The sequence below is a fragment of the Streptomyces sp. NPDC107500 genome, assembly GCF_055582785.1.
In genome coordinates this window covers 216,089-231,468 of sequence record NZ_JBVJPF010000002.1, presented here as the reverse complement: position 1 = coordinate 231,468, position 15,380 = coordinate 216,089, and the positions used below count along the sequence as shown (strand labels likewise).

Below are 15,380 nucleotides of genomic sequence, written 5' to 3'. Positions count from 1 at the left end.
TCGCGAACCTGGCGAATGCGTGCAACCGCGCGGGGCGTGTCCGGGTCACGAGGGGCGCGCGGGATCCTGCGTGCCACGGCCCCCCGCCGCGGCTTCCGGACGCCACCCCAGCGCCCGGGAGATCCCCCGCGCCGCCACCCGCACCGCCGGGACGAGCGTCGGTACCCGGGCACCGGCGTGCGGTACGACGACCGAGACGGCCGCGGTCACCTTCCCGTCCGGGCCGTACAGGGGAGCGGCCACCGACAGCGCGTCGTCGGTGACCTGACGGTCGCTCACCGCCGCGCCGGTGCGCCGCACCTCCGCCAGCACCCGGCGCAGCAGCCCCGGGTCGGTGATCGTGTACGGCGTGAAGGAGGCGAGCGGTCCCGCCCGGTACGCCTCCTGGAACTCCGGTTCGCCGTGCGCGAGCAGGGCGAGCCCGACCCCGGTGGCGTGCAGCGGCCACCGGGCGCCGACGCGGATGTGCACGCCGACCGACGAACGGCCGGCCAGCCACTCGATGTAGACGACCTCGCCGCCGTCCCGCACCGCCAGCTGCACGTTCTCGTGCGTCGCCTCGTACAGGTCCTCCAGGTACGGCAGCGCGACCTGCCGCAGCGCGAGGCCGCGCGGGGCGAGCGCGGCGACCTCCCACAGCCGCAGGCCCACGTGGTAGACGCCCGACGCGTCCCGCTCCAGCGCGCCCCACCGGGTCAGGGCGCGGACCAGCCGGTGCGCGGTGGTCAGACTCAGCCCGGCCCGGCGGCTGATCTCCGTCAGGGACAGCGCCGGGTGCTCGTGATCGAAGGCGCCGAGCACGGAGAGCAGCCGTTCGGGCGCGGTGGGGGTGGAGCGGGGGAGGGCGGTCATGGCCGGGCGTCCTCCGGAGGGGAGGGGGAGGGGGCGCGGATTCGAGCGTACGAGGCCCGCCGGGGGCGGGACAGACCCAGTGGCGTATCGACCCCGGCGAGGTCCACCCGGCGCCGGCGTACCCGAGGCAGCCCGCCTACGCCGGAGCCCCCGCGGCCGGGTCCGGCGCCGGCACGTCAAGTGGACGGGTGGACCGCGCCGCCGGCGGGGCCGGGGTCACCGGGGCGGGTGTCCTGACCGGACCGGCGGCGGGGTCCGTGCGCTGCTGGGGCAGCGACACCGGCCGCAGGGGACGCGGGCCGGACACCACCGAGTAGTCCTGGCCCAGGAACGGCGGCTCCAGCTCGCCCGGGTCGTCGCCCAGGGCCAGCCGGACGGCCGCCCACGGCACGTTGACCCCGCACAGCGCCAGCTGGTGCAGCCCGCCGGCCGGCCGGGTGTTGACGTCCATCAGGACCGGCCGGTCCCCGTACATCCGGAACTGCACGTTGGACAGGTGGTGCAGCCCGAAGGCCTCCGCGATCCGCCGGGCCGGCGCCAGCCACTGCTCGTGGAGCGTGAACCCGCGGCGGCGGCCGTTCTTGGTCCGGCCCACCGCCAGCCGCACCCGGTTGTCGGGGCCGGTGAGGCAGTCCACCGACACCTCCGGCTGTTCGAGCCGCGGCATCACCAGCCAGTCGACCGGCTCCTCGGCCGCCCGCAGCGCCTCGACGACCAGCGGCAGCGGAACGGACGGGCTCGGAAACCCGGTCAGGTGCGCGAGGGAGAAGGAGTCCCGGGTGACCATCCGGAAGCCCACGCCGCCCGCGCCGGAGGCCGGCTTGAAGCACGCCCGGTGACCGTGCGCCTCCAGCTCCTCCACCGCGAGGACGAGTTCGTCGGCCGTGCGGACCCGCCACCACGGCGGCACCGGCACGCCGATCGCGCGCACCGCCTCGTAGGCGATCACCTTGTCCTGGAAGACCGCCACCGCCTCCGGGGGCGGCGCGAGCAGCGCCGTACCGGCCGCCTCGAACTCGGCGCGGTGGGCCACGATCGCGGACTGGTGCAGCCGGGGCACGAACACGTCGATGCCGCGTCGCGCGCACTGGTCCAGGGCGTACTCGACGTAACCGGCCGGGGACAGACCCTCCGGCTCCAGCTCGGCGGTGTCCGCGGCGGCCAGCACCGGGGAGTCGGGGTCGCCGTGCGTGGCATGGATCTCGACGGCCCGGTCGGCGGGATTTCTGCGCAGCTGATCCATGAAGAAGACGTTCTCCGCGTACGTACGGTTGAGCCAGACGCGTACGGGAGAAACCATGCAAGCCGCCTCTCGGGGTTCGCGGGCAGGGCGAAGCGGGCCGTGCCCGGCCAGGGGTTTGGAGGGACACCAGGGCCGCTCTGCGTGAAGGGAGAGTCGTGGCGGTGGTGTTGGGGCGATCATAGGGGTACCCGCGCCCCCGAGCGCAACGAGCGTCACACGGATGCCCCGGGCCGGGGCGGGCCGCTCTTGTGACGGGGTGGGGGATGTGATCTCGTGGCCTGGAAACGCGCACGCCGAAGGGGTGGGGGATGACGCCGACGTCCGGCGGCCGGGGGCAGCTGTGGGCCATCAGCGACCTGCACGTCGGATACGCGGAGAACCGGGCGCTGGTCGAGGAGATGCGGCCCGGCTCCGACGACGACTGGCTCCTGGTCGCCGGCGACGTGGCGGAGACCGTCGCCGACGTCCGCTGGGCCCTCGGCACCCTCGCGGACCGCTTCCGCCGGGTCGTCTGGGCCCCCGGCAACCACGAACTGTGGACGCATCCCAAGGACCCGGTCACCCTGCGCGGCGTCGCGCGCTACGAGCACCTGGTCGAGGTCTGCCGCGAGCTGGGCGTGACCACACCCGAGGACCCCTACCCGGTGTGGGAGGGGGCGGGCGGCCCGGCGGTCGTCGCACCGCTCTTCCTGCTCTACGACTACTCGTTCCTGCCCGACGGGTGCGCCACCACGGACGAGGGGCTGGCGTACGCGCACGGCACCGGCGTGGTCTGCAACGACGAGTTCCTGCTGCACCCCGACCCGTACCCGAGCCGCGAGGCCTGGTGCCGCGCGCGGGTCGCGCACACCGAGCGCAGACTGGCCTCGCTCCCGGCGGACCTGCCGACGGTGCTCGTCAACCACTACCCCCTGGACCGTCACCCCACCGACGTCCTGTGGTACCCCGAGTTCGCCATGTGGTGCGGCACCGACCGGACCGCCGACTGGCACCGCAGGTTCCGGGTCGCCACCATGGTCTACGGGCACCTGCACATCCCGCGGACCACCTGGCACGAGGGCGTCCGCTTCGAGGAGGTCTCGGTGGGCTATCCCCGCGAGTGGCGGGGGCGGACCGGTCCGCCCGGGCGCCTGCGCCGCATCCTGCCGTCGCCGGCGTCCGAGGAGGCGTCCTCTTGACCGCTCCCCTGATCGAGGAACTGCTGCCGGACACGGTCGTGGTCGTGGAGGCGCGCGGCCTCGACGACACCGGGCACCTCCCGCTCCACCCGGAGGAGGAGCCGCGGATCGCACGGGCGGTCGCCAAGCGGCGCCGCGAGTACACCGTGGTCCGGTCCTGCGCGCGCCGGGCCATGGAGAAGCTCGGCGTGCCCCCGCAGCCCGTGCTGACCGGGGAACACGGTGCGCCGCGCTGGCCGGCCGGGCTGACCGGGAGCATGACCCACTGCGACGGCTACTGCGCCGCCGCCCTGGTCCGCCTCACCGACCTGGCCTCCCTCGGCATCGACGCCGAACCCGACGGGCCCCTCCCGGAGGGCGTCCTGCGGGGCGTGGCGCTGCCCGCCGAGGTGGAGCGGCTGCGGCTGCTGGCCGAGCGGTGGCCCGGCATCCACTGGGACCGGCTGCTGTTCAGCGCCAAGGAGTCCGTCTACAAGGCGTGGTTCCCCCTCACCGGGCTGTGGCTGGACTTCTCGGAGGCGGACATCGAGCTGACGGTGGACGCGGTCGATCCGTGCCGCGGCACCCTGCGCGCCGCCCTCCTCGTGCCCGGCCCGAGCGTGGGCGGGCGGCGCGTGACCCACTTCGACGGCCGCTGGAACGCCCGCGACGGTCTGGTCGCGACGGCGGTCACGGTGCCGCTCGCCTGAGGGGGCGTCAGGGTCGGGGGCACCGGCTTCGCAGCAGCCGGAAGAACTCCTCCTCGTTCCCCGTGAGGCCCGCCGCCCGAAGGGCCCGGTCCGCCTCGGCCAGTACCGAGGGCGGGACGATCGGCGGGCGGGACGTGCCGGGCGGTCCCGGCGCGGTGTCGAAGCCGGCCCGCACCGTGTGCAGGAGGCGCAGATAGGCCTGCACGGCGGCGCGCTCGTGGTCGGTCAGTACGGTGGCGGTGGTCATCGCCCGGCTCTCCCCACAACGACGTCGGCGGTCACGTGCCCCCGCACGGCGGTGGCACCCTTCCAGCTTGCCGTCCACCACTGACAATCCCGCCGGACCGCGCCCCGCGCACCCGCCCGCCGGGGGGCGTCAGCCCAGGTAGCCGAGCGACGCGCCGATCCGCCCCGCCAGATGGTCCCGCTGCACCGGACCGCGCAGCGCCGAACCCGCCAGCCACGTCCGGCACTTACTGGCCAGCAGCAGACCGAAGGCCTCCGCCTCCTTCTCCTCGGCGAGGTCGAAGCGGGAGCGGGCGGCGACCGCGCGCACGGTGGCCCGCAGCGCCTCCTCGTCCCGGTCCGCGCCGTCCCCGCCCAGTAGCCGGGCCGCCACCGTGGCGCCCTCGACGTGGTGGCCGCGATGCCCGGCCTTCATGTGCCACAGCTCGTGCCCGAGGATCACCAACTGGTGTTCCGGCGCGGTGCGTTCCTCGACGACGACCAGGTCCCGGTCGGTCATGTCGAGCCACAGTCCGCTGGCCGTCCCCGGGGGAAAGGCGGCCATCCGGAAGACCACGGGACGGCCCCGCCGCCGGCTCATCGCCGCGCACAGGGCCGCGTACAGCTCGGTGGGCCGCGCGGGTGCGGGGAGGGCCAGCTCCTCGACCAGTTCGCCGCACAGGCGGCGCATCTCCTTGCCGATGCCCACGGTTCTCCCCACGCTCACGACTGGCTCACGACTCGGGCCGCTTGACGCTCTCCAGGAGCATGTCCAGCCACTCGGCGACCTTGTCGCGGTGCTGGTCGGTGGGCAGTTGGGCGGCGCGCCAGGCGATGCCGCGCACCCCGTGGTCCTGCAACAGCCGCTCCAGCGGGTCGTCGGCGACGGCCGCCGCCCTCCGCTCCCGGTCGGCGAGCTGCTGGAGCAACTCCTGCTCGGTGTGCTGGAGGGCGCCCACGAGCGCCTCGGGGTCCTCGGCCGTGAGGAATCCGGCGTGCACCCGGAAGAAGCGCTGGAGCGCGTCGCAGTGCTCCATGGTCGGCCGCCGGTCGCCGTTGATGAGCGCGCCCGCCTGCTGCCGCGACATGCCGGCGCCGTCGGCGATCTCCTGCTGGGTGTACTTGCGGCCGTTCGGCTTCAGCCGGGTGCGGCGCAGCAGGTCGAGCCGTTGCAGGAAACGCGTCTGCACGTCGGGCTCGCCCGCGGGCCGCCCGCCCAGCAGGGCGCCGACCACGGGCTCGGGGACGCCGGAGGCCGCGGACAGCCGTCCGACGTCGAAGACCTCGGCGTGCGGCACACCGAGCCGGTCCGCGAGCGCGGCGACCCGGGCGACTACGGCGGCCGGCGCGGTGGCCGGCATGGCGCCCGGATCCTCGAAGCCACCCGTCACCGACAGCTCCCCTATGTCTCTCACAGGCCTCACAGGCTTCTCACAAGCGGTTGCCGTGAACTCCCGGAGAGTAGCCTGCCGCTCGAACTCACATCCAGGTCTCGCCACAACTGTGGCCTATTTCAGCCGTCAACAGGCACGAAATGCCACGATAGTTGACACGCCTCGCGTCGGGGCACCAGGATCGGGACGCCGCGAGAAGGCCGCATAGGCAAGAGGGGTGACCTCCCGATGGCATTTCAGGCAGGAGGGCAGCGGCCGGCGCCGCCGCCCGGCCCCGCGACCCCCGAGACCCAGGCGTATCTCCAGGACTACACCGCCCTCCTGGACGCCGTGCCCTTCCCTTCTCTCGTCGTCGACCACCGCTGGGACGTGGTGCTGGCCAACGGCGCCTTCCGGACACTCTTCCGGGGCGCCGGACCGCACCCGACGGCCATGCCGGACGACAACTTCCTGCGCTTCGTGCTGTTCCACCCGGACGCCGCCGAGGTGCTCGGTGAGCACGAGTCGAGCTGGTGCCTGCCCATGCTGGCGCACTTCGCCGCCACCCTGGAGCGGTACGGCCACGACCCGGGCCTCCAGGCGGTGCGCCGCGACATCGCCCAGGACCCGATCATGGAGGCCGCCTACCGTCAGGGCCTGCCCCACTGGGTCCGCGCCGTCGGCGCCCGGGCCGTCGAACACGACGGTGCCGTACGGCCGCTGCACCACCCCGACCCGCGCCGCGGCACCACCGAGTGCCGGGTCGTGGTCGAAACGCCCCAGGCGCTGGAGGAGTTGGGGTACACCCGGCTGACGCTCGTCCTGCGCGAGCCGCGCCGCACCTCGCATCGCCCGCAGCGTGCCCGCCGCGCCGCCGCCTCCCACCTGAGGGTCGTCCCCGTAGCCGAGTGAACGGCGGTACGGCCGCCCGCGGCACTGTTCCCAGACACTGTGGTGTGTGACATAGTACTGGCGTGACGGAGTCGCTGACCTGCGATGTCGTAGTGGTCGGAGCCGGGATGGTGGGCGCGGCCTGTGCCTTGTACGCCGCCCGCGAGGGGCTCGACGTGATCGTGGTGGACCGTGGCCACGTGGCCGGCGGCACCACCGGAGCGGGGGAGGGCAACCTCCTGGTCTCCGACAAGGAGCCCGGCCCCGAGCTGGACCTCGCCCTGCTCTCCGCCCGCCTGTGGACCGCGCTCGCCGGGGAACTGGGCCGGGAGGTCGAGTACGAGCCCAAGGGCGGAGTCGTCGTCGCCGGCACCCCCGAGGCGCTGACCGGTCTGGAGACGTTCGCCGCGGGGCAGCGGGCGGCCGGGGTGGAGGCGGTGTCCGTGCCCGCCGACCGGCTGCCCGACCTCGAACCCCACCTCGCCCCCGGCCTGGCGGGCGCCGTGCACTATCCGCAGGACGCCCAGGTCATGCCCGCCCTGGCCGCCGCCCACCTGCTGCGGGCCTCCGGCGCCCGGCTGCACACCGGCCGCACGGTGACCGGCTTCCTGCGCGCCCCGGACGGCGCCGTACGCGGGGTGCGCACCGACCGGGGCGCACTGCACGCCCCGGCGGTCGTGAACGCGGCCGGGCCCTGGGGCGGCGAGGTGGCCGCGCTGGCGGGCGTACGGCTGCCGGTCCTGCCCCGGCGCGGCTACGTCCTCGTCACCGAACCGCTGCCGCCCCGGGTACGGCACAAGGTGTACGCGGCGGACTACGTCGCCGACGTGGCCAGCGACTCGGCTGCCCTGCAGACCTCACCGGTGGTCGAGGGCACCGCCGCCGGTCCGGTGCTCATCGGCGCCAGCCGGGAACGGGTCGGCTTCGACCGCTCCGTGTCCCTCCCGGCGCTGCGGGCCCTGGCCTCCGGCGCGACCCGGCTCTTCCCCTTCCTCGCACGGGTGCGGGCCCTGCGCGCCTACGCCGGCTTCCGGCCGTACCTCCCCGACCACCTGCCGGCCGTCGGCGCGGACCCCAGGGTGCCCGGCCTCTACCACGCGTGCGGGCACGAGGGCGCCGGCATCGGCCTGTCCACCGGCACCGGGCACCTGGTCGCCGGGCTGCTGAGCGGCGCGCGGCCCGCCCTCGACCTGGCCCCGTTCCGCCCCGACCGCTTTCCCGAGGAGGTCCGGTGAATCCGCTGCGGCTGGTCCGGGCGCGGCCCGCGCCCCCCTTCACGGTCACCGTCGACGGCAGGCCGACCGAGGCGCTGCCCGGCCGGACGGTCGCCGCCGTGCTCTGGGCGGCCGGCGTCACCTCCTGGCGCACCACGCTGGGGTCGGGCCGCCCGCGCGGGGTGTTCTGCGGTATCGGGGTGTGCTTCGACTGCCTGGTCACCGTCAACGACCGCCCCAACCAGCGGGCCTGCCTGGTGCCGGCGCGGCCCGGCGACGTGATCCGCACCCAGGAGGGCACGGGCCATGCGGACTGAACTCGTGGTCGTCGGTGCGGGTCCGGCCGGGCTCGCGGCGGCGCTGGCGGCGGACGCGCGAGGGGTACGGGTCACCGTCCTGGACGGCGCGGACGGGCCGGGCGGGCAGTACTTCCGGCAGCCCGCCGCCGCACTGGCCGCCCGTCGGCCACGGGCGCTGCACCACCAGTGGCGCACCTGGGAGCGGCTCCGGGACGCACTCGCCACCAGCGGCGTACGCGTCCTGCCGGACCATCACGTCTGGTACGTGGAGGCGGGGTCCGGTGCCTTCACCGTGCACGCTCTGCTCGGCCCCGAGCAGGAGGAGCCGGCCACCGTGCACGCCGACGCGGTGCTGCTCGCCACCGGCGGCTACGAACACGTCCTGCCCTTCCCCGGCTGGACACTTCCCGGCGTCGTCACGGCCGGCGGCGCCCAGGCCATGCTCAAGGGCGGCCTCGTGGTGCCCGGAGGGGTCGCCGTCGTCGCCGGGACCGGACCGCTGCTGCTGCCCGTGGCCACCGGCCTCGCGGCGGCCGGGGTGCGGGTCGCGGCGCTGGTGGAGTCGGCCGACCCGCGCCACGTCGCCCGGTGCGCCCGCGACCTGGCCGGCAAGTTCCCCGAGGCCGCCGGATACGCGGCCCGGCTGCTGCGCCACCGCGTCCGCCCCCGCACCCGGCACACCGTCGTCCGCGCCCACGGCGACGACCGCCTCACCGGAGTCACCGTCGCCGCCCTCGGCACCGACGGACGCGTGCGGCGCGGCACCGGACGGTACCTGCCCTGCGACACCCTGGCCGTCGGCCACGGCATGCTCCCGCACACCGACCTCGCCGACGGGCTCGGCTGCCGCCCGGACGGACCCACGGTGGCCGTCGACGCCGAACAGCGCACCAGCGTCCCCGGCGTGTGGGCGGCGGGGGAGGCCACCGGTGTCGGCGGCGCCGGGCTCGCGCTCGCCGAGGGACACATCGCCGGACGATCGGTCGCCGCCCGGCTGCGCGGCACCGAGCCCGACCCCGCCGGATGGGCACCGGCCGCCAGGACCCGCGCCCGGCTGCGGCGGTCCGCGGACGCCCTCGCCGCGGCCTTCACCCCACCCGCCGCCTGGGCCGGGCGGATCACCGACGACACCCTCGTCTGCCGCTGCGAGGAGGTCACCGCCGGTGCCGTCCGCGAGGCCGTCGACGAGCTGGGCGCGGGCGACGTCCGCACCGTGAAGCTGCTGACGCGGGCCGGGATGGGCTGGTGCCAGGGCCGGATGTGCGGCGCCGCCGTCGCGGGCCTCGCCGGATGCGAACCCGCGCCCTCACGGCGTGTCTTCGCCCGCCCCGTACCGCTGGGCGTCCTCGCCCGCCCCGAACCCGAACTCGAACCCGAACCGCGAGAAGACGACCCCGAACCCCGAGAAGAGAACCCCGAACCGCGAAGAGAAGACCCCCAGCATCCCGCGAGAGGAACCTCATGACCGACCACCGTCCCTGGCGCGGCGTCCTCGTCGCCACCGCGCTCCCGCTCCACGACGACCTCTCCGTCGACCACGACGCCTACGCCGAGCACTGCGCCTGGCTCGTCGCCAACGGCTGCGACGGCGTGGTCCCCAACGGCTCCCTCGGCGAGTACCAGGTACTCACCCCCGAGGAACGCGCCCGGGTCGTCGAGACCGCCGTCGCCGCGGTCGGCGGACAGCGCGTCATGCCCGGCGTCGCCGCCTACGGGTCCGCCGAGGCCCGCCGCTGGGCCGAGCAGGCGGGCGAGGCGGGCTGCGGGGCGGTGATGCTGCTGCCGCCCAACGCCTACCGGGCCGACGAGCGTTCCGTCCTCGCGCACTACGCCGAGGTCGCCCGGACCGGGCTGCCGGTGGTCGCCTACAACAACCCCATCGACACCAAGGTCGACCTGGTGCCCGAACTGCTGGCCCGACTGCACGGCGAGGGACACGTCCAAGGGGTGAAGGAGTTCTCCGGCGACGTCCGCCGGGCCTACCGCATCGCCGAACTCGCCCCCGACCTCGACCTGCTGGCCGGCGCCGACGACGTCCTGCTGGAGCTGGCGGCCGCCGGGGCGAAGGGCTGGATCGCAGGGTTCCCCAACGCGCTGCCCGCCGCCTGCGTCGAGCTGTACCGCGCGGCCGTCGCCGGCGACCTGGCCACGGCCGCACCGCTCTACCGGCAGCTGCACCCCCTGCTGCGCTGGGACTCCAAGGTCGAGTTCGTCCAGGCCATCAAGGTCTCCATGGACCTCGCCGGACGCCGCGGCGGCCCCTGCCGCCCACCCCGCGTGCCGCTGCTGCCCGCGCAGGAGGCCGCAGTCCGCGCCGCCACCGAGAAGGCCCTCGCGGCCGGACTGGCGTAGCGGGACCGCGAGGAAGGGAGCACCATGCGCAGCAAGCTCGTCCTGCACGCCGTCGACTCGCACACCGAGGGCATGCCCACCCGGGTGATCACCGGCGGCATCGGCACCATCCCCGGCGCGACCATGAACGAACGGCGGCTGTACTTCCGCCAACACCGGGACCAAGTCAAGCGGTTGCTGATGAACGAGCCGCGCGGGCACGCCGCCATGAGCGGTGCGATCCTCCAGCCGCCCACCCGGAACGACTGCGACTGGGGCGTGGTCTACATCGAGGTCTCCGGCTACCTCCCCATGTGCGGCCACGGCACCATCGGCGTGGCGACCGTCCTGGTGGAGACCGGCATGGTCGAGGTCGTCGAACCCGTCACCACCATCCGCCTCGACACCCCCGCCGGGGTCGTCGTCGCCGAGGTCGCGGTGGAGGGCGGCGCGGCCAGGGCCGTGACCCTGCGGAACGTGCCGTCCTTCGCCGTCGGCCTCGACCGCGAGGCGACCCTGCCCGACGGCCGGACGGTGTCCTACGACCTCGCCTACGGCGGGAACTTCTACGCGATCCTGCCGCTGGAACGGCTCGGGCTGCCCTTCGACCGGTCCCGCAAGGACGACATCCTCGCCGCCGGTCTGTCCCTGATGGCGGCGATCAACGCCGAGGGCGAACCCGTACACCCCGACGACCCGTCCATCCACGGCTGCCACCATGTCCAGGTGACCGCACCCGACTCCACCGCCCGCCACTCCCGGCACGCCATGGTGATCCACCCCGGCTGGTTCGACCGCTCGCCCTGCGGCACCGGCACCAGCGCCCGCATGGCACAGCTGCACGCCCGGGGCGAACTCCCGCCGCACACCGAGTTCGTGAACGAGTCCTTCATCGGCACCCGGTTCACCGGCCGGCTGCTCGGCACCACCGAGGTCGCCGGACACCCGGCCGTCCTGCCCAGCTTCACCGGCCGCGCCTGGATCACCGGAACCGCCCAGTACCTGCTGGACCCCGAGGACCCCTTCCCGGCGGGATTCGTGCTGTGAGCGCCTCCGGTCCCGCGCTGCCCGTCCTCGGCGGCCGCAAGCCCAGCCACCGCGAGCGGGTCGTCGAGGCGCTGCGCGCCGCCCTGATCGCGGGCGAACTGCGCCCCGGCGAGGTCTACTCGGCGCCCGGCCTCGCCGCCCGCTTCGGTGTCTCCGCCACCCCCGTCCGCGAGGCGATGCTCGACCTGGTCAGGGAGGGCCTGGTCGACACCGTGCCCAACAAGGGGTTCCGGGTCACCGCCGTCTCCGAACGGCAGCTCGACGAGTACACCCACATCCGCTCGCTGATCGAGATCCCCACCACGACCGGGCTCGCCACCACCGCCGACACCGTCGCCCTCCAGGCGCTGCGCCCCGTCGCCGAGGAGATCGTCACCTCCGCGCTGGCCGGCGACCTCATCGCGTACGTCGACGCCGACCTCCGCTTCCACCTGGGCCTGCTGGAACTCGCGGGCAACGCCCACCTGGTGGAGGTCGTACGGGACCTGCGCCGCCGCTCCCGGCTCTACGGGCTGACGGCGCTGGTGGAACAGGGGCGGCTCCAGGCGTCGGCGGAGGAGCACCTGGAGATCCTCGACGCGCTGCTCGCCCGCGACGAGGAGGCCGTGCGCGCGGTGATGACACGGCACCTGGGGCACGTACGGGGGCTGTGGGCGGCCCCGGGTCAGTGAGACGGCGGCGCGTCGGTCTTCACGGGAGAGGGCGTGCCCCGCTTCGCCGCCTGGATCTGCTCGTACACACGGGTGCGCAGCTCGGCGAAGCGCGGCGACACCCGGGTGTGCACCTGGTCCCGCTCGGCCGGCAGGTCGACGTCGAGCTGCTCGCGCACGACCGTGGGGGAGGCGGACAGCACCACCACCCGTTCGCCCAGGTAGACGGCCTCGTCGATGTCGTGGGTGACGAACAGGACGGTGATCCCGCGCTCCCGCCACAGCCGCCGCACCAGGTCCTCCAGGTCGGCACGGGTCTGCGCGTCGACCGCCGCGAACGGCTCGTCCATCAGCAGCACCCCGGGCTCGTACGCCAGCGCCCGCGCGATGGCCACCCGCTGCTGCATGCCGCCGGAGAGCTGCCAGGGGTAGGCTCCGGCGGCGTCCGCGAGGCCGACCGAGGCCAGCGCGTCCGCGACCAGTTCCCGGCGCCGGGCCCTGCCCAGGTCCTTCTGCCGCAGCGGCAGTTCGACGTTCTCGCCGACCCGCATCCACGGGAAGAGGCTGCGCCCGTACTCCTGGAAGACGAACGCCATGCCGGGCGGCGGGCCGTCCACCCTCCGGCCCGCCAGGAACACCTCCCCGGCCGTCGGTTCGAGCAGCCCGCCCACACACCTCAGCAGCGTCGTCTTGCCGCAGCCCGACGGGCCGACCAGACAGACCAGTTCCCCCGCCGCCACGCTGAAGGTCAGGTCGCGCACCGCCTCCACGCGCCGCCCCGACCCCTCGTACACCTTCTTCAGGCCGCGTACGTCGAGCATGGACCGCCCTTTCGAGGAGACGTCACGGGGACCGCCGGGCGGCGGCGCGCAGGCCGTGGTACCAGCCCAGCGCCCGCCGCTCGACCAACTGGAAGAGGACCGAGAGCACGAAGCCGAGCAGACCGAGCAGCAGGATGCCGGTCCACATGCCGGGGATCGCGAAGGACCGCTGGAACTGCACGATGGTGAAGCCGAGCCCGTTGCTCGCCGCGAACATCTCGCTGATCACCATCAGGATGATGCCGATCGACAGCGCCTGCCGCAGACCCGCGAAGATCTGCGGACTGGCCGCGCGCAGCACCACGTGCCGCAACCGCGCGGCGCCGGTGACGCCGTAGCACCGAGCCGTGTCCGCCATCACCGCGTCGACGGCCCGGACGCCCTCCACCGTGTTGAGCAGGACCGGCCAGACGCAGCCGGCCGCGATGACGACGATCTTCATGGTGTCGCCGATGCCCGCGAACAGCATGATCACCGGCACCAGCACCGGCGGCGGCACCGCGCGCAGGAACTCCAGCACCGGCTCGCACACCGCCCGCACCCGGCGGTGGGAGCCGACCAGGATGCCGACCGCCACGCCCGTGACGGCCGCGAGCGCGTAGCCCGCCGCGAGCCTGAGGACGCTGGGCAGCACGTCACCGCGCCAGCGCTCGCCGGTCCACACCTCGGGGAAGGACTCCAGGACGGTGCGCAGCGGCGGCCAGTACACGTCCTGGCTGCCGGCCGACGACACCCACCAGACGGCCACGAGCGCCAGCGGCAGCGCGAGCGCGAGGACCAGCCGCGACAGCACCCGCATCACACCGCCACCTCCCCGCGCACCGACTGGTGCCAGGCCAGCGCCCGCCGCTCCACCGACCGGGCCCCCACGTTGATCAGCAGCCCCAGCAGACCGGCCACGACGATCAGCGCGTACATCTCGGGCACCGCCTGAGAGGTCTGCGCGACGGCGATCCGGGCCCCGAGCCCCGGCGCGCCGATGACGAGTTCGGCGGTGATGGCGAGGATCAGCGCGACCGCCGCCGCCAGCCGCACCCCGGTCATCACGTACGGCAGGGCGGTCGGCCACAGCACGTGCCGGATCCGCGCCCAGGTGCCCAGACCGTAGGACCGCGCCGTCTCCTCGGCGACCGGGTCCACGTCCCGGACGCCGTACAGGACCTGGATCAGCACCTGCCAGAAGGCCGCGTACACGACCAGCAGCAGCACCGACCGCAGTCCGGTGCCGTACAGCAGTACCGCCAGCGGGATCAGCGCGACCGACGGGATCGGGCGCAGGAACTCGATCGTGGACGCCGTGGCCTCGCGCAGGTACGGCACCACGGAGAGGACCACGCCGGTGGCGATCCCGGCGACGGCCGCGATCGCCAGGCCCAGCGCCCAGCCGGTGAGGGTGTCGCACAGCGCCGTCCAGAAGGCGCCGTCCGCGACCTCGGTGCCGAGCGCGTCGGCGATCCGGGTGGTGGGCGGGAAGTACTCCTCCTTCACCAGGCCGAGCCTCGGCACCGCCTCGCCCAGCGCGAGGAAGGCCGTGAGCCCGGCCGCACCGAGTACGGCGTTGCCACCCCTCACGGCAGCAGCTCGTCCAGGTCGGGCGACTCCTCGAAGAGGCCGTCCGCCTCGCCGAGCCGGGCCAGTTCCTCGATGGCGGCGCGGTTCGGCTCGGCCGGCCACTTCGGCAGGGTCACCTTCGCCAGCACGTCCGCCGGGATCTTGGTGTACGTGGTGACGATCTCGCGCACCTCGTCCGGGTGGGCGTCGGCGTAGGCGAGGGACTCGGCGGTGGCCTCCTGGAACTTCCGCACCACCTCCGGGTTCTCCTGCGCGTACCGCGTGGAGGTGAAGTACATGGCGACCGTGAGCTTCGGAGCGATGTCGATCATGGGGGAGGCGATCTCCCGGCCGCCCTGGCTCTTGACGGTGGCCAGCGCCGGTTCCACCACCATCGCCGCGTCGATCCGGCCGGCGTCGAGCGCGGCGGGCATCTGGTCGAAGGCCAGCTCCACCAGCTCCACCTTGTCCGGGTCGCCGCCCGCCTCGCGCACCGAGGCCCGTACCGCGGTCTCGTTGATGTTCTTCAGCGTATTGATGGCGACCTTCCTGCCCTCCAGGTCCTTCGGAGACTTGACCGGGCTGTCGCCCTTGACGGTCAGCGCCTCGAAGTCCTTGCCCACTTCCCCGGTGGAGGCGATGCCGTTCGCCACCGCCTTCACGGGTACGCCGTTGGACTGGGCGATCATCAGGGACGTCATGTTGCTGAAGCCGAACTGGAACTGGCCGCTGACCACGCCGGGCACGATCGCCGCGCCGCCCTGCGCACTGGCGAACGACAGCTTCAGCCCCCGCTCCTCGAAGAAGCCCTTCTTCTGCCCCAGGTACAGGGGCGCGACATCGACGATCGGGATGAGGCCGACCTCGACCGAGGTGGTGGAGCCGGACGAGCCCGCCCCGCCCGGCTCCCCGGAGTCGTCGGACGAGCCGCACGCCGTCGCGGCGGTCAGGACGGACACGGCCGTGAGGCCGACGAACAGACGACGCATGGCTCCTCCTGTGGGACCGGACCAGGT

General features: G+C 74.3%; 18 protein-coding genes. 9 read left to right on the top strand and 9 right to left on the bottom strand.

From position 1 onward, the window contains the following. Nucleotides 1–45 precede the first annotated feature (45 nt). Nucleotides 46–852 carry an IclR family transcriptional regulator gene (locus tag ACZ67M_RS07165; protein ID WP_469849914.1) on the bottom strand — a complete coding sequence of 269 codons (807 nt, stop codon included), beginning with the start codon at nt 850–852 and terminating at the stop codon, nt 46–48. A 136-nt stretch (nt 853–988) separates the two neighbouring features. After that, nucleotides 989–2,152, bottom strand: a complete 1,164-nt coding sequence (locus ACZ67M_RS07160) for an ATP-grasp domain-containing protein (protein ID WP_469849913.1) — start codon at nt 2,150–2,152, stop codon at nt 989–991. 251 nt (nt 2,153–2,403) lie between these two features. Here ACZ67M_RS07160 and ACZ67M_RS07155 point away from each other — a divergent pair, with 251 nt between their 5' ends. Beyond that, complete coding sequence (locus ACZ67M_RS07155; protein ID WP_469849911.1) at nt 2,404–3,273, top strand: metallophosphoesterase family protein; 870 nt, start codon at nt 2,404–2,406, stop codon at nt 3,271–3,273. Between the two features lie 8 nt (nt 3,274–3,281). Further along, on the top strand, nt 3,282–3,962 hold the full coding sequence (locus ACZ67M_RS07150) for a 4'-phosphopantetheinyl transferase family protein (RefSeq protein ID WP_361365243.1): 681 nt from the start codon (nt 3,282–3,284) through the stop codon (nt 3,960–3,962). 7 nt (nt 3,963–3,969) lie between these two features. On the opposite strand, the gene ACZ67M_RS07145 is transcribed toward ACZ67M_RS07150, so the two are convergent. From ACZ67M_RS07145 to ACZ67M_RS07135, 3 genes are all read right to left on the bottom strand, one after another. Then, nucleotides 3,970–4,209: a hypothetical protein gene (locus tag ACZ67M_RS07145; protein ID WP_361365101.1), complete on the bottom strand. Its 240-nt coding sequence runs from the start codon at nt 4,207–4,209 to the stop codon at nt 3,970–3,972. A gap of 129 nt (nt 4,210–4,338) precedes the next feature. Further along, nucleotides 4,339–4,878, bottom strand: coding sequence for a toxin-antitoxin system, toxin component (locus ACZ67M_RS07140; protein ID WP_361365240.1), 540 nt, complete (start codon nt 4,876–4,878; stop codon nt 4,339–4,341). Nucleotides 4,879–4,921: 43 nt separating this feature from the next. Further along, complete coding sequence (locus ACZ67M_RS07135) at nt 4,922–5,578, bottom strand: helix-turn-helix domain-containing protein (protein ID WP_125489821.1); 657 nt, start codon at nt 5,576–5,578, stop codon at nt 4,922–4,924. Between the two features lie 231 nt (nt 5,579–5,809). Here ACZ67M_RS07135 and ACZ67M_RS07130 point away from each other — a divergent pair, with 231 nt between their 5' ends. The 7 genes from ACZ67M_RS07130 (at nt 5,810) to ACZ67M_RS07100 (ending at nt 12,013) form a co-directional block, all read left to right on the top strand. After that, nucleotides 5,810–6,472, top strand: a complete 663-nt coding sequence (locus tag ACZ67M_RS07130) for an MmyB family transcriptional regulator (protein ID WP_469849909.1) — start codon at nt 5,810–5,812, stop codon at nt 6,470–6,472. Between the two features lie 62 nt (nt 6,473–6,534). Then, nucleotides 6,535–7,686 carry an NAD(P)/FAD-dependent oxidoreductase gene (locus ACZ67M_RS07125; RefSeq protein WP_392102264.1) on the top strand — a complete coding sequence of 384 codons (1,152 nt, stop codon included), beginning with the start codon at nt 6,535–6,537 and terminating at the stop codon, nt 7,684–7,686. Then, nucleotides 7,683–7,982, top strand: coding sequence for a (2Fe-2S)-binding protein (locus ACZ67M_RS07120; RefSeq protein ID WP_469849907.1), 300 nt, complete (start codon nt 7,683–7,685; stop codon nt 7,980–7,982). The genes ACZ67M_RS07125 and ACZ67M_RS07120 overlap by 4 nt, the downstream gene beginning before the upstream one ends. Further along, complete coding sequence (locus ACZ67M_RS07115) at nt 7,972–9,429, top strand: FAD/NAD(P)-dependent oxidoreductase (RefSeq protein ID WP_469849906.1); 1,458 nt, start codon at nt 7,972–7,974, stop codon at nt 9,427–9,429. The genes ACZ67M_RS07120 and ACZ67M_RS07115 overlap by 11 nt, the downstream gene beginning before the upstream one ends. Next, the gene (locus tag ACZ67M_RS07110) at nt 9,426–10,316 is read left to right on the top strand and encodes a dihydrodipicolinate synthase family protein (RefSeq protein WP_469849904.1); all 891 of its coding nucleotides are present in this window, start codon (nt 9,426–9,428) and stop codon (nt 10,314–10,316) included. Before ACZ67M_RS07115 ends, ACZ67M_RS07110 begins: the two co-directional genes overlap by 4 nt. 24 nt (nt 10,317–10,340) lie before the next feature. Beyond that, nucleotides 10,341–11,342, top strand: a complete 1,002-nt coding sequence (locus ACZ67M_RS07105; RefSeq protein ID WP_469849902.1) for a proline racemase family protein — start codon at nt 10,341–10,343, stop codon at nt 11,340–11,342. Continuing rightward, nucleotides 11,339–12,013, top strand: coding sequence for a GntR family transcriptional regulator (locus ACZ67M_RS07100; protein ID WP_122620597.1), 675 nt, complete (start codon nt 11,339–11,341; stop codon nt 12,011–12,013). The genes ACZ67M_RS07105 and ACZ67M_RS07100 overlap by 4 nt, the downstream gene beginning before the upstream one ends. Here the strand turns inward: ACZ67M_RS07100 and ACZ67M_RS07095 are convergent. Genes ACZ67M_RS07095 through ACZ67M_RS07080 form a run of 4 tightly spaced genes read right to left on the bottom strand, consistent with a single transcriptional unit; the run spans nt 12,007 to nt 15,353 of the window. Beyond that, nucleotides 12,007–12,813 carry an ABC transporter ATP-binding protein gene (locus ACZ67M_RS07095; RefSeq protein ID WP_385802177.1) on the bottom strand — a complete coding sequence of 269 codons (807 nt, stop codon included), beginning with the start codon at nt 12,811–12,813 and terminating at the stop codon, nt 12,007–12,009. The genes ACZ67M_RS07100 and ACZ67M_RS07095 overlap by 7 nt on opposite strands. A 22-nt stretch (nt 12,814–12,835) precedes the next feature. After that, nucleotides 12,836–13,612, bottom strand: coding sequence for an ABC transporter permease (locus ACZ67M_RS07090; protein ID WP_385802179.1), 777 nt, complete (start codon nt 13,610–13,612; stop codon nt 12,836–12,838). Next, nucleotides 13,612–14,385 carry an ABC transporter permease gene (locus tag ACZ67M_RS07085; protein WP_469849900.1) on the bottom strand — a complete coding sequence of 258 codons (774 nt, stop codon included), beginning with the start codon at nt 14,383–14,385 and terminating at the stop codon, nt 13,612–13,614. The genes ACZ67M_RS07090 and ACZ67M_RS07085 overlap by 1 nt, the downstream gene beginning before the upstream one ends. Then, nucleotides 14,382–15,353, bottom strand: a complete 972-nt coding sequence (locus tag ACZ67M_RS07080) for an ABC transporter substrate-binding protein (RefSeq protein WP_361365073.1) — start codon at nt 15,351–15,353, stop codon at nt 14,382–14,384. The genes ACZ67M_RS07085 and ACZ67M_RS07080 overlap by 4 nt, the downstream gene beginning before the upstream one ends. Between the last annotated feature and the right edge of the window lie 27 nt (nt 15,354–15,380).

What these genes read in the sequence shown, in the direction of transcription:
- ACZ67M_RS07160 (WP_469849913.1), bottom strand. Translation starts at nt 2,152, where the DNA reads ATGGTTTCTCCCGTACGCGTCTGGCTCAACCGTACGTACGCGGAGAAC.
- ACZ67M_RS07140 (WP_361365240.1), bottom strand. Translation starts at nt 4,878, where the DNA reads ATGCGCCGCCTGTGCGGCGAACTGGTCGAGGAGCTGGCCCTCCCCGCA.
- ACZ67M_RS07155 (WP_469849911.1), top strand. Translation starts at nt 2,404, where the DNA reads ATGACGCCGACGTCCGGCGGCCGGGGGCAGCTGTGGGCCATCAGCGAC.
- ACZ67M_RS07090 (WP_385802179.1), bottom strand. Translation starts at nt 13,612, where the DNA reads ATGCGGGTGCTGTCGCGGCTGGTCCTCGCGCTCGCGCTGCCGCTGGCG.
- ACZ67M_RS07165 (WP_469849914.1), bottom strand. Translation starts at nt 852, where the DNA reads ATGACCGCCCTCCCCCGCTCCACCCCCACCGCGCCCGAACGGCTGCTC.
- ACZ67M_RS07080 (WP_361365073.1), bottom strand. Translation starts at nt 15,353, where the DNA reads ATGCGTCGTCTGTTCGTCGGCCTCACGGCCGTGTCCGTCCTGACCGCC.
- ACZ67M_RS07145 (WP_361365101.1), bottom strand. Translation starts at nt 4,209, where the DNA reads ATGACCACCGCCACCGTACTGACCGACCACGAGCGCGCCGCCGTGCAG.
- ACZ67M_RS07095 (WP_385802177.1), bottom strand. Translation starts at nt 12,813, where the DNA reads ATGCTCGACGTACGCGGCCTGAAGAAGGTGTACGAGGGGTCGGGGCGG.
- ACZ67M_RS07115 (WP_469849906.1), top strand. Translation starts at nt 7,972, where the DNA reads ATGCGGACTGAACTCGTGGTCGTCGGTGCGGGTCCGGCCGGGCTCGCG.
- ACZ67M_RS07105 (WP_469849902.1), top strand. Translation starts at nt 10,341, where the DNA reads ATGCGCAGCAAGCTCGTCCTGCACGCCGTCGACTCGCACACCGAGGGC.
- ACZ67M_RS07130 (WP_469849909.1), top strand. Translation starts at nt 5,810, where the DNA reads ATGGCATTTCAGGCAGGAGGGCAGCGGCCGGCGCCGCCGCCCGGCCCC.
- ACZ67M_RS07110 (WP_469849904.1), top strand. Translation starts at nt 9,426, where the DNA reads ATGACCGACCACCGTCCCTGGCGCGGCGTCCTCGTCGCCACCGCGCTC.